The sequence below is a fragment of the Oceanicella sp. genome (genome assembly GCF_056449545.1).
Genome location: NZ_JBWOMN010000105.1, coordinates 1 through 12,046 on the forward strand (window position 1 = coordinate 1; position 12,046 = coordinate 12,046).

The window sequence follows — 12,046 nt, forward strand, 5'->3', positions numbered from 1 at the left end:
GGGTCCCGCGCCGCCGCCGCGCCCGGACGCCCGGCGCCGCCGCGCCCCGGCGGATTTGACGGCGGCGGGCTGTACTGAGCCCGCCCGCGCGGCTCTTGTGGCGCGCCGCGCCAGTCGCTATCACCGGGGGCGCGCGCCCCGATCCGCGCTGGGTCCGGGGCGCCGCCAGCAATCAGCAACGGAGCCGATCGCGCATGCGGGCCGAAACCCAATCCATCATCGCCCAGATCGAGAAATCCCTTGACCTGCTGCGCCAGCGGCTGGACTGGGACACCGCCGCCCATCGGCTCGAGGAATTCAACGCCCGCTCCGAAGACCCCGAATTGTGGAACGACCCCGCCAAGGCCCAGAAGCTGATGCGCGAACGCCAGATGCTGGCCGACGCCATCGACGGCTACAAGGCGCTGGCCCAGGACCTGGCCGACCAGCAGGAACTGATCGAGATGGGCGAAACCGAGGGCGACGCGGAGGTCGTCGCCGAGGCCGAGAACGCCCTCGTCGCCCTGCGCGACCTCGCCGCGCAAAAGGAAATCGAGGCGCTGCTGAACGGCGAGGCCGACGGCAACGACACGTTCCTTGAAATCAACGCCGGGGCCGGGGGCACCGAAAGCTGCGACTGGGCGGCGATGCTGGCGCGCATGTATGTGCGCTGGGCCGAAAAGCACGGCTACAAGGTCGAGCTGATGTCCGAGACCGGCGGCGAGGAGGCGGGCATCAAATCCGCCACCTACAAGATCACCGGCCCCAACGCCTATGGCTGGCTGAAATCGGAAAGCGGCGTGCACCGGCTGGTGCGCATCTCGCCCTATGACAGCGCGGCGCGGCGGCACACCTCGTTTTCCTCGGTCTGGGTCTATCCGGTGATCGACGACACGATCGAAATCGACGTGGCGCCAAGCGACATCCGCATCGACACGTATCGGTCGTCCGGGGCGGGCGGCCAGCACGTCAACACCACCGATTCCGCGGTGCGCATCACCCACATGCCCACCGGCATCGTGGTCACGTCTTCGGAGAAATCCCAGCACCAGAACCGCGCCAACGCCATGGCGGCGCTGAAATCCCGGCTCTATGACATGGAAATGCGCAAGCGCACCCAGGCGATCCAGGACCAGCACGACGCCAAGGGCGAGATCGGCTGGGGCAACCAGATCCGCTCCTATGTGCTGCAGCCCTACCAGATGGTCAAGGATCTGCGCACCAATGTGGAGACCTCCGACAGCCAGGGCGTGCTCGATGGAGATCTCGATCGCTTCATGGCCGCGACCCTCGCGCTCGACGTGAGCGGCAAGAGCCGCGCCGAGGCCGCCTTCGAGGACTGATCCGCCCGCGCGCCCTCGCCATGATTGCATTGGGGCGCGGGCGGCGGGTTCGGGCCCCGAAGATTCAGACCCGGGCGTCGCTCAGAGCAGCCGTTTGTAGCGATCCGCCATTTCCTTGTAGATGTCCTTGCTGCTGACCACGGACTGGTCGACCGCCCAGGCGAATTCCTTGGCGCTGGCCACGTCCATCGACGAGATGTGCCGACTGAATTTTTCAAGAAAACCCTGCCCGACCCCGAAGGCGCCCGGCTCGTTGTTCTTGACGATGATCTTGCCGGGATGCTTGGATTCGCCCTTGAAGGCGGCGCTCTCGAAATTGATGTGCTTGGTCACGTCTGTCAGCCAGTATTTGTCGACCTGCCAGACGAATTCGATGGTCATCAGGACGCGGTCCTTCTGCAGGCCCGAGGCGGGCCTGTATCCGCCCTTGTATCGAAACATCCAGCAGCAGCTGTCGCCCGTGGCGCCGCCGCCATGCAGTCCGGGGACGAGCTTGTCCCTGAATTTTCTGCCGAACACGGTGCCTTTGACGAAACGATCCGGAATCCAGACGAGGTAGGTGGACATGGTTCAATCCCTTCTTCATGAGCAATCAATGAAGAAAACATGGGCATTCGGCGCGCCGGGCGCAACGCCGCCCCGCGCCGGGGCCGCACCTGGCGCGCGCGGGCGCGTCGTCAGACCGGCTTGCGCAGCCAGCCGATCAGCCCGGCGGTGGATCCGTCCTTGCCCCCGGCCGCGCCGGTTTCCAGCATCGGCGCGATCTCGCCCGCCAGAACCTTGCCCAGCTCCACGCCCCACTGGTCAAAGCTGTTGACGCCCCATATCGCGCCCTCGACGAACACCCGGTGTTCGTAAAGCGCGATGATCCGGCCCAGCGTGAACGGGTCGAGCCGGCGATACAGCAGCGTCACCGACGGCCGGTCGCCGCCAAACGCCCGATGCGGGGCCAGGCGCGCGATCTCGGCCTCCGAGGCCCCGCCGGCGCGCATCAGCGCCGCGGCCTCGGCCAGGCTTCGTCCGCGCAGCAGCGCCTCGGACTGGGCCAGACAATTGGCCAGCAGCAGCTGGTGGTGATGCGCCAGCTCCGGCTCGAACCCCTCCGCCGCCGCCAGAAATTCGCAGGGCACGATCGCCGTGCCCTGATGGATCAGCTGATAGAACGCGTGCTGGCCGTTGGTCCCCGGCTCGCCCCAGACCACCGGCCCGGTGTCCCCGGCCAGCCCCGGGCCAAGCCGCGCGGTCTTGCCGTTGGATTCCATGTCGAGCTGCTGGAGATAGGCGGGCAGCCGCGCCAGCCGCTGGTCATAGGGCAGCGCCGCGCGGGTCGCGAACCCGCAGGCGTTGCGGTGCCAGATGCCGACCAGCGCCAGCAGCATGGGCAGATTGCGCGCCGGCTCGGCCTCGACGAAATGCCGGTCCATGGCCCGGGCCCCGTCGAGCAGCGCCAGAAAATCCTTGCGCCCCACGGCGATCATCAGGCTGAGCCCGATCGCCGACCACAGCGAATAGCGCCCGCCGACCCAGTCCCAGAACCCGAACATGCGCTCCGGCGCGACGCCGAAATCCTCGACCAGGCCGCGCGCCGTCGAGATCGCCGCGAAATGCCCCCCGGCCCGATCCCCGAGCGCGCGCCGCATCCACGCCATGGCCGAACGCGCATTGGTCATCGTCTCGATGGTGGTGAAGGTCTTGGAGGCCACCAGCACCAGCGTGCGCGCCGGGTCCAGCCCTTTCAGCGTGTCGGCCAGATGCGCGCCGTCGATGTTGGAGACGAAATGCGTGCGCGGCCCGTCATGAAACGGCGCCAGCGCCAGCGTCGCCATGGCCGGGCCCAGATCCGAGCCGCCGATGCCGATATTGACGATGTCGCTGAACGGCGCGCCGTCGCAGGCGGCGACGGCGCCCGTGCGCACGCCCTCGGCGAAATCGAGGCAGCGGGCCCGGGCCGCCAGCACCTCGGCGGTCACCGGCTTGCCGTCAACGGCGAATTCATCGCCTTGGGCGGCGCGCAGGGCGACATGCAGCACGGCGCGGCCTTCGGTTTCGTTGATCGCCTCGCCGGCGAACATGGCGTCGCGCCGCGCCGCCACGCCGGCGGCCCGGGCCAGCGCCAGCAGCGCCGACAGCGCCGCATCGTCGATGCCGGTCTTGGAGAAATCCAGCAGCATGTCGTCAAGCCGGGCGGAGAATTTTTCGAATCGCCCCGGGTCGGTTTCAAACAGCGACAGCGCGCTGCGCCCGGCCAGCGCGCGGCGCGCCGCCAGCACGTTCGCGAACGCCGCGTCGATGCGCGCCTGCGTCGCGGCGGATTCGGCGGATTCGGCGGCGTCGCCGGGGTCGTCGCCGCTCAGGACCTCGAGCGGCGCGCCGGTCTGGCGCAGGAAGGCGCGGATCGGCATCTCCGCAACGGGGCCGTCCTCCAGCGCCCGCGCCAAGGCCGCCTGCTTGGCCGATCCCGCGATCAGCAGCAGGATGCGCCGCGCCCGCAGCATCAGCGGCAGGGTCATGGTGATGCGCGGCTCCGGCGCGCCGGCCGCGCGCATGGGCAGGGCCAGCCGCCCCGATTCCATGTCCAGCGCTTCGGCCAGCCGGTCGCCGCCGGGGAACAGCGAGGCGGCGTGGCCGTCCTCGCCCATGCCCAGCACCACCAGATCAAAGGGCAGGTCGAGCGTCGCCAGCGCGGCCTCGGTCGTCGGCGCCCCGGCTTCGGGGGTCGGATCGCCGGTGCAGAGCGGCGTGAACCGCGCGGCCCGCGCCCTGCCGCGAAACAGGGTGCGGTTCAGCAGATTTCGGTTGGAGCGCGCATCGCCGGGATCGGCCCAGCGGTCATCCACCAGCGTCACCGAAACCTTCGCCCAGTCCAGCGTCGCCTCGCCCAGCAATTCATAGGCGCGCGCCGGGGTCGCGCCGCCCGACAGCGCGATGGTCGCGCGTCCGCGATCCCGCAGCGCCCCGGCGATGATCCCGGCGATGCGCGCGGCGGCGGCCCGGGCCAGGGTTTCGGGATGGTCGCAGCGGGTGACGGGCAGGGCGGGGCTCATGACGCGATCTCCTTCCAGCGCCGCCCGTCGCCATGGATCAGGCTCAGCGCGCTTTCGGGGCCGGAGCCGCCGATGTCATAGGGCTCGGGCGGGTCGAGGTCATCCCAGGCGTGCAGGATCGGGTCGATCCAGGCCCAGGCGGCCTCGACCTCGTCGCCGCGCATGAACAGGGTCTGGTCGCCGCGCACCACGTCCATCAGCAGGCGTTCATAGGCGTCGGGCAGGCGCAGGCCCGAGGCCTGAAGCCGTTGCGCGAAGCTCATGTCGAGCGCGGCGGGCGCCAGCCGCATCCCCCCGGGGCCGGGATCCTTGATGTTCATGTCCAGCGTCATGCCCTCGTCGGGCTGCAGGCGGATGGTCAGCGCGTTGGGGCGCAGCGCCCCGGCGGCCTCGGAGAAAATCGAATGCGGCGGGTCGCGGAACTGCACCACGATCTCGGACATGCGGGCGCGCAGCCGCTTGCCGGTGCGCAGGTAGAACGGCGCCCCGGTCCAGCGCCAGTTGTCCACATGCGCCCGGATGGCGACGAAGGTGGGGGTGCGGGACCGGTCAAGCCCCGCATCCTCCAGATAGCCGGTCCCGGCGGGGCCGTCGCGATAGGCGCCTCGCGCGGTCATGGCGGCGGCGTCGCGCCCCGCGATCGGGCGCAGGGCGCGCAGCACCTTCAGCTTCTCGTCGCGCACCGCGTCGGGATCGAAACGGTAGGGGGGCTCCATGGCGGTGAGGCACAAGAGCTGCATCAGGTGATTCTGCACCATGTCGCGCATGGCCCCGGACTGGTCGTAATATTCGCCGCGCCCCTCGACGCCGACGCTTTCGGCCACGGTGATCTGCACATGATCCACATGGGCGGCGTTCCACAACGGTTCGAACAGGGCGTTGGCGAAGCGCAGCGCCATCAGGTTCTGCACGGTTTCCTTGCCCAGATAATGGTCGATCCGGTACAGCGCGGTCTCGTTCACCTGCATCAGCAATTCGGCGTTGAGCGCCCTCGCGCTGGCCAGGTCCGTGCCGAACGGCTTTTCCACCACCAGCCGGGCGCCGGCCCCCAGCAGCCCGGCCGCGCGCGCCTGTCGCGCGGCGTCGGCGTAGAATCGGGGCGAGATCGCCAGGTAGAAGGCGCGCACCGCGTCCGGGCGCGGCGCCATCAGCGCGGCGATGCGCTCCCACCCCTTGCCCGACGCCAGATCCAGCGGCGCGTAGTCGAGCCGCGCGAGAAAGCGGTCCGTCACCGCCGCCTCGCGCTCCGGCGCGGGCACGAACTCCGCCAGCGCCGCGCGGGCGAAGTCGCGATAGGCTTGCGCGTCCATGGCGCCGCGCGCCGCGCCGATGATCCGCGCGCCGGCGGGGATCTGCCCGGCCCGGTCGCGCTGGTAGAGCGCCGGCAGCAGCTTGCGCCGCGCCAGATCGCCGGTGCCGCCGATCACGACCAGATCGAAATCCGCGACCTCGATGATGCGTGCCGTCATGGGGTTCCCCGTTTCGCTGCCGCCCGGCGCGATCCGCCGGGCGCTGGGGCGCAGCGGTCGGAGTGGCGCGGGCGAGATCAATCGCTCCGCGCATAAGCCCGATTTCCACGCGATCCGTCAATCTGACCAATCGAAGATACCAATGCCGCCCTTGCCGGCCCGACGGGGATGACGGGCCGGCAAGGGCGAAATCCGATCATGGCCCGTCGACTGCGCGAACCGCCGCCCCGCCTGCGCCGCCGCCTGCGCCGCCTACGCCGCCGCCCGCGCCGCGCGCCTGCGGTCGCGCCGCCGCCGCGCCAGGCCGAACGCGGCGAGCGCGCTCAGGCTCAGCAGCCAGGACGCCGGGGCGGGCACCTCCTGCACAATGTCGACGCTGCCGACGATGATGCCCGCCTTGCCCCCCGGGCCCAGCGCGCCGAGGTCGAGACCGACCGGCCGCGCGCCCAGAAAGGCGTCGTTCGCGATGTCGTCATACAGCTCCGGAAAATCGAGCTTTTCGCCGATTTCGATGGTGATGGCGTCGAGATGCTGGGCGAGGCTCTCGAACAGGTCATTGGCGAAGACGATCTGCACGTCCAGATCGAAGCCGCCGCCGCTGTCCGAAATGAAATCCACATAGAAGGATTCCAGCGGATCGACGAATTTGGTGCGGTCGATCAGCGCGAAGTATTTTTTCAGTCGCGGATCATCGGCGCCGGTGATTTCCTTGCGCGCCAATTTCGCCGCGATCACCCGTTCCGTCAGTTGCCGTTTCAGGGCGGCTTCTTCGGCCGGGTCGATCATGCCGTTGCCATTCGTGTCGGCGTCGTTGAAATCGAAATTCTGGTTCTCGATGAACTGGCCCCAGACCTTCACGCCGCGGCCGGCGCCGCCGGCGATCCGCGCCCGGAGCACGGCCTTGCGTTGCGGGCGGCCCTGCGCCGGGCCGCCGCCGATCGCGGCGGGGCCGCCGGCCAGCTGGCCAAGTCCGAACTGGAGGTTCAGACGGCGGTCGGCCGCGCCGATCTGTTCGGGAATCGCGATGGTGAACTTGAGCCCCGAAACGAACTGGCTTTGCGCCGGGTGGTTGGGATTGTCGAACGCGCCCATGGCGAACATGATCCCCGACGCCTCGTGGCGCACGTAGCTGCTGCTGGCGAGGAACTCGCCGTCGGCCAGGGTGTCGCGGAAATCATTGACGAACCGGTCGCCACTGGCCAGGGGCGTGTTGCCGGCGTCGGCGCTGCGGCCGAACAGCTTGGCGATGCTGACGCCGAATTGCACGTTGCCGAGGGTTTCAAGGCCGAGACCGTCGAAATCGCTGATCGAGTCGCCGTCGGTCTGAAACAGCGCAACCGGCGTCGCTTGCGCCGCGCTCAGCGACATCGCCGCGATCATCGCCGCGCCCGGGACCGCAATCCATCCAAACAAGCCGTTTCTGCGCATTTCCACCTCCACAGGCTGAAGTTGCTTGGCATTGTCTATTTCAGTTTCTTGAGTTATTTCATTATCAATACGAAACGACAATCAGTCAATGAAAATTTGTTTAATTCATATATTCCAATTTATAATTCTTTAAGTAAAAGGTCCATAAATCATGGTCATTGGGGGAAGAATTGCGCTGCGCCGGGCCATGGTTGAATGCCCGCGCCGCGCATCCCGCGCCCCGGGTCGCGGCGGCGCGCCGGGGCGTTCGCCGGGCGCGACATCGCGGCGCCCCGGGGCGCCGGTCGCCGCGCGGCGCGCGACGGGGGCGACGGCGAAACCCCTTGACCTCGCCGCCCCGGCCCTGTTCAACCGCGCCTTGATCCAGACTTACACGCGGAGCCGTTCATGGACGAGAAGAAGAACATGATCGTGGCCACGGTGCTCAGCTTCGCTGTCATCATGGTCTGGTTCATCCTGTTCCCGCCGAAGCCGCCGCAGGAGGCGCCCCAGCCCCAGTCGCAGGTCGAGCAGCCGCTTGCCCAGGGCGGCGCGACCGAGGGCGCCGCCCCCAGCGCCGCGCCGGCCGCAAGCGGCGGCGCGCCCGCGGGGCAGGCGGCCGCCCCGGTGAGTCGCGATGCGGCGCTGCAGCGCGCGCCGCGGGCGCCGATTCTCACCGACCGCCTGCGCGGCTCGGTGTCGCTGATCGGCGGGCGGATCGACGATCTGCACCTGTCGGATTTCAAGGAAACGCTGGATCCCGACAGCGACACCGTGACCCTGCTGTCGCCGGTGGGCGCCGAACATCCGTTCTACGCGGTCTATGGCTGGCTTTCGACCCGCGAGAACCCGGTCGCCACCCCCGGCCCCAACACCGAATGGACCCTGGCGAGGGGCCAGACCCTGACCACCGACACGCCGCTGACCCTGACCTGGGACAACGGCGCGGGGCTGCTGTTCAAGCGGGTGATCTCGGTCGACGACCATTTCATGTTCTCGATCGACCAGAGCGTGGTCAACAACAGCGCCGCGACCGTCGATCTGGCGCCCTATGGCTACGTGTCCCGCATGGGCGAGCCGGAGACGGTGAATTTCTACATCATCCACGAAGGCGCGGTGGGCGTGTTCGACGGCACGCTGACCGAGCTGGGCTATGACGACATGCAGGAGCTGGAGGGCGACGGCGGCCCCGGCGTGCTGCAGAGCAAGATCCAGGTGGCCGACAGCGGCTGGCTCGGCTTCACCGACAAGTACTGGATGGCCACCATCGCCCCGGCGCCCGGCCAGCAATTCGAGGCGGTGTTCAAGTATCTGCGCGGCCGCGGCCAGAGCCCGCAGGAATACCGCGCCGAGGCCCGCCTGCCGATGATGTCGGTCGCCCCGGGCGGCGAGGCGGTGATGGAGACCCGGATGTTCGCCGGGGCCAAGGAATACGACATCCTCAAATCCTACGAAGACGAGGGGATCCAGAATTTCACCGACGCCATCGACTGGGGCTGGTTCTTCTTCCTGACCAAGCCGATCTTTCAGCTGCTGGTGTTCCTCAAGGGGTTCATCGGCAACATGGGCTTCTCGATCATCGCGCTGACGCTGATCATCAAGGCGGCGCTGTTTCCGCTGGCCTACAAGTCCTATGTCTCCATGTCGAAGATGAAGAAGCTCCAGCCGGAAATGGAGAAGCTCAAGGAGCGCTGCGGCGACGACAAGCAGAAGCTGCAGCAGGAAATGATGGCGCTCTACAAGCGCGAAAAGGCCAACCCGGCGGCGGGCTGTCTGCCGATCCTGCTGCAGATCCCGATTTTCTTCTCGCTCTACAAGGTGCTGTTCGTCACCATCGAGATGCGCCAGGCGCCGTTCATCGGCTGGATCCGCGACCTGTCGGCGCCGGACCCGTCCTCGATCCTCAACTTCTTCGGCCTCGCGCCGTGGGGGGTGCCCGAGGCGGACAGCATCTTCGCCATCGTGTCGCTGGGGCTGCTGCCGATCCTGCTGGGCATTTCCATGTGGCTGCAGCAAAAGCTGAACCCGGCGCCCACCGACGCGACCCAGGCGATGATCTTCGCCTGGATGCCTTGGGTGTTCATGTTCATGCTGGGGCGCTTCGCTTCGGGGCTGGTGGTCTACTGGATCGCCAACAACACCATCACCTTCACCCAGCAATACATCATCATGCGCAGTCAGGGCGTGGATGTGGACCTGCTGGGCAACGTCACGCGCACCTTCAAGCGCAAGAAGAAAAGCGGCTGAAAACGCGCGCCTGCGCGGCTGTCCGCGCAGACCGTGACCGCGGGCCGGCCCCTGCGCCGGCCCGTTTTTTCGTTTCGCTGTTTCGACTGGATTTCGACGGGCGCGCGCGAAACCGCTGTCCAGGGCGCTCCCGCGCCGGAAGACGAGCCCGCCATGACCGGCCCTCCATGCGGGCCCCCGGCGCGCGGGCTGTTGTCTTGGGTCGGGTTCCGCCCTATGCGGTGGTCGCTGGCGACCCCGGGGCGGGGCGATGACAGCCGCCCCTCGGCGGCGGAGGAAGACGGATGCAGGTTGAATTTTCGGTGAACGCCCCGGTCGACGCGGATCTTGAGGAACGCGGGCGAAAGCTGTTCGCCGGGCCGGTGGATTTCGTCAAGGGCGTGGTCCACATGGACGGGCTGCCCGAGGCCGACCGCCCGGAGGTCTGCTTCGCCGGGCGTTCGAATGTGGGCAAATCCTCGCTGCTGAACGCGCTCACCGGGCGCCGCGCGCTGGCGCGCACCTCCAACACCCCGGGGCGCACCCAGGAAATCAACTATTTCGCGCTCGGCGACAAGACCGCCTGGCTGGTGGACGTGCCCGGCTACGGCTATGCCGAGGCGCCGGTCAACGTGGTGGAGAAATGGCAGCGGCTGCTGAAGAACTACCTGTCGGGCCGGGCCACCCTGCGCCGCGCCTTCGTGCTGATCGACGCGCGCCACGGGGTGAAGCCGGTGGATCACGAGATCATGGACCTGCTCGACCGCGCCGCGGTCGGCTTTCAGGCGGTGCTGACCAAGCAGGACAAGCTGAAGCCGGGGCGCCTCGACGCGGTGGTGGACTCGGTGAAGGCCGACCTGGCGCGGCACGTGACCGCTTATCCGGAGATCCTCGTGACCTCGGCGGAAAAGGGCGACGGCGTGGCGCTGCTGCGCGCCGCGGTGATGCGCATCATCGAGGAATAATCCGGTCCGGCGATTGGCTTGACCGCCCCCGGACCCTACATGACGGCATGTCGCACGGTCAGGGAGGACAAGGCGAAATGGCGCAGGACATGGAAAAACCCGATCTGGAACAGGCCGTGGCCGACCATTACGGCGGCGGCGGGCTGGGCGCGGCGATCCTCGACGCGCTGGCCCGGACCGGGGTCGACATCGACGCGCTGACCCCGGCCGATCTGGCCCCGGTGGACGAATTGCACATCGGCGGGCGCGCCGCGACCCGCGACTTGCTGGCGATGATGACCCTGACGCCGGGGCTGCGGGCGCTTGACGTGGGCTGCGGCATCGGCGGCGCGGCGCGCTGCCTGGCGGCGGAGCGCGGCGTGCGGGTGGCCGGCATCGACCTGACCCCGGGCTTCATCGACGCCGCGAAGATGCTGGCCGCGCGAACCGGGCTTGGCGAGCGGACCGATTTCAAAGTGGCCAGCGCGCTCGACATGCCCTTCGCCGACGGCGAATTCGAGGCCGCGATCACCATCCATGCGGCCATGAACATCATCGACCGTCCCGCGCTCTATGGCGAAATCGCCCGGGTGCTGCGCCCGGGCGCCGAATTCGCGATCTATGACGTGATGAAGGGCCCCGAGCCCGGCTGCGACTATCCCGTGCCCTGGGCCGAGACCGCCGCCACCAGCCGCCTCGTCACGCCCGAGGAGATGCGCGCGCTGCTCGACGCCGCCGGGTTCGACATTCGCGCCGAGCAGGACCGCGCCACGCAGGCCATCGCGTTTTTCGAGGCCGGTCGCGCCGCCGCCGCCGCCAGGGCCGACGGTCCGCCGCCGCTGAGCCTGCACCTGGTCACCGGCGCCGACATGTCGGAGAAATTCGCCAACCTGCTGGGCAACATCCGCGCCGGGCGGGTGGCGCCGCGGATGATGCTGGCGGTGAAGCGCGGCTGAGCGCCCCGCCCGCGGATCAGATCTGGGACCAGACGGCAAGCGCCACCACCGCCAGCATCGACGCGGCCATCGCCAGGTTGATGCGCCGATGCGCGGCCTGCGACAGGTCCAGCCGGTGCAGCGTCACCCCCGCCGTCAGCCACAGCAGGTGCACCGGGATCCAGATCGCGTTCATGATCAGGAATTTCAGCGCGACCTCCATGCCCGGATCCCCGGCCCCGAAGTGAAAGCCGCTGAACAGCGCGGTGTTCACGGCATAGGCCTTGGGGTTGATCGCCTGCAGCATGATCCCGCCGCCGACCCCGGGCGGGCGCTCGGCGTGGATGAAGGCGACGCGGCTGCCCGCGAAGGCGATCTTCATCGCCAGATACAGCAGATAGCCGGTGGAGCCGATGAACAGCGCCTCGCGCAGATAGGGCGCCGACAGCGCCGCCGCCGCCAGCCCCGACACCACCGCCAGCGCCACCATGTTGGCGCCGAGGAACAGCCCGGTCAGGTAGGCGAGCCCGGCGTTGCGCCCGAACCCGGCGCCCACCCCGGCCGTGGTCAGCACCCCCGGGCCCGGGGTGATGATCAGGAAGAACACCGCGGCGGCGAAAGTCAGCATGGAACACTCCGGGTCTCGCCCGGGCGTCGGCCCGCGCCGCCGGCCGGCGCCGGCCCGCGCGCAGGATGGCG

The 12,046-nt window shown here is 68.7% G+C and carries 9 protein-coding genes and 1 pseudogene; 4 read left to right on the forward strand and 6 right to left on the reverse strand.

Features of this window, described 5'->3' with window-relative positions; genetic code table 11:
* Positions 1–194: 194 nt before the first annotated feature.
* On the forward strand, positions 195–1,322 hold the full coding sequence (gene prfB, locus AC1HC7_RS13905; protein WP_479498369.1) for a peptide chain release factor 2: 1,128 nt from the start codon (positions 195–197) through the stop codon (positions 1,320–1,322).
* Between the two features lie 81 nt (positions 1,323–1,403).
* Here the strand turns inward: prfB and AC1HC7_RS13910 are convergent, their stop codons facing one another.
* From AC1HC7_RS13910 to AC1HC7_RS13930, 5 genes and pseudogenes are all read right to left on the reverse strand, one after another.
* Complete coding sequence (locus tag AC1HC7_RS13910; RefSeq protein ID WP_479498370.1) at positions 1,404–1,889, reverse strand: hypothetical protein; 486 nt, start codon at positions 1,887–1,889, stop codon at positions 1,404–1,406.
* 110 nt (positions 1,890–1,999) lie between these two features.
* Positions 2,000–3,613, reverse strand: a complete 1,614-nt coding sequence (pgi, locus tag AC1HC7_RS13915) for a glucose-6-phosphate isomerase (protein ID WP_479498433.1) — start codon at positions 3,611–3,613, stop codon at positions 2,000–2,002.
* A 93-nt stretch (positions 3,614–3,706) separates the two neighbouring features.
* Positions 3,707–4,366 (reverse strand): annotated as a pseudogene (gene pgl / locus AC1HC7_RS13920) (6-phosphogluconolactonase); the annotation flags it as partial.
* Positions 4,363–5,835, reverse strand: coding sequence for a glucose-6-phosphate dehydrogenase (zwf, locus tag AC1HC7_RS13925; protein ID WP_479498371.1), 1,473 nt, complete (start codon positions 5,833–5,835; stop codon positions 4,363–4,365). The gene zwf and the pseudogene pgl, both read right to left, overlap by 4 nt.
* 252 nt (positions 5,836–6,087) lie before the next feature.
* On the reverse strand, positions 6,088–7,263 hold the full coding sequence (locus AC1HC7_RS13930) for a hypothetical protein (RefSeq protein WP_479498372.1): 1,176 nt from the start codon (positions 7,261–7,263) through the stop codon (positions 6,088–6,090).
* 387 nt (positions 7,264–7,650) lie between these two features.
* Between AC1HC7_RS13930 and yidC the strand changes: the two genes are divergently transcribed.
* From yidC to AC1HC7_RS13945, 3 genes are all read left to right on the forward strand, one after another.
* Positions 7,651–9,489, forward strand: coding sequence for a membrane protein insertase YidC (gene yidC, locus AC1HC7_RS13935; RefSeq protein ID WP_479498373.1), 1,839 nt, complete (start codon positions 7,651–7,653; stop codon positions 9,487–9,489).
* 284 nt (positions 9,490–9,773) lie between these two features.
* Complete coding sequence (gene yihA / locus AC1HC7_RS13940) at positions 9,774–10,433, forward strand: ribosome biogenesis GTP-binding protein YihA/YsxC (protein WP_479498374.1); 660 nt, start codon at positions 9,774–9,776, stop codon at positions 10,431–10,433.
* Positions 10,434–10,510: 77 nt separating this feature from the next.
* Positions 10,511–11,368 carry a class I SAM-dependent methyltransferase gene (locus AC1HC7_RS13945; RefSeq protein ID WP_479498375.1) on the forward strand — a complete coding sequence of 286 codons (858 nt, stop codon included), beginning with the start codon at positions 10,511–10,513 and terminating at the stop codon, positions 11,366–11,368.
* Between the two features lie 16 nt (positions 11,369–11,384).
* On the opposite strand, the gene AC1HC7_RS13950 is transcribed toward AC1HC7_RS13945, so the two are convergent.
* Complete coding sequence (locus AC1HC7_RS13950; protein WP_479498376.1) at positions 11,385–11,975, reverse strand: LysE family translocator; 591 nt, start codon at positions 11,973–11,975, stop codon at positions 11,385–11,387.
* Between the last annotated feature and the right edge of the window lie 71 nt (positions 11,976–12,046).

Bases quoted from the DNA above. Each gene is read 5' to 3' on its own strand.
- prfB (WP_479498369.1), top strand. From the start codon at position 195: ATGCGGGCCGAAACCCAATCCATCATCGCCCAGATCGAGAAATCCCTT.
- AC1HC7_RS13910 (WP_479498370.1), bottom strand. From the start codon at position 1,889: ATGTCCACCTACCTCGTCTGGATTCCGGATCGTTTCGTCAAAGGCACC.
- zwf (WP_479498371.1), bottom strand. From the start codon at position 5,835: ATGACGGCACGCATCATCGAGGTCGCGGATTTCGATCTGGTCGTGATC.
- AC1HC7_RS13930 (WP_479498372.1), bottom strand. From the start codon at position 7,263: ATGCGCAGAAACGGCTTGTTTGGATGGATTGCGGTCCCGGGCGCGGCG.
- yidC (WP_479498373.1), top strand. From the start codon at position 7,651: ATGGACGAGAAGAAGAACATGATCGTGGCCACGGTGCTCAGCTTCGCT.
- yihA (WP_479498374.1), top strand. From the start codon at position 9,774: ATGCAGGTTGAATTTTCGGTGAACGCCCCGGTCGACGCGGATCTTGAG.
- AC1HC7_RS13945 (WP_479498375.1), top strand. From the start codon at position 10,511: ATGGCGCAGGACATGGAAAAACCCGATCTGGAACAGGCCGTGGCCGAC.
- AC1HC7_RS13950 (WP_479498376.1), bottom strand. From the start codon at position 11,975: ATGCTGACTTTCGCCGCCGCGGTGTTCTTCCTGATCATCACCCCGGGC.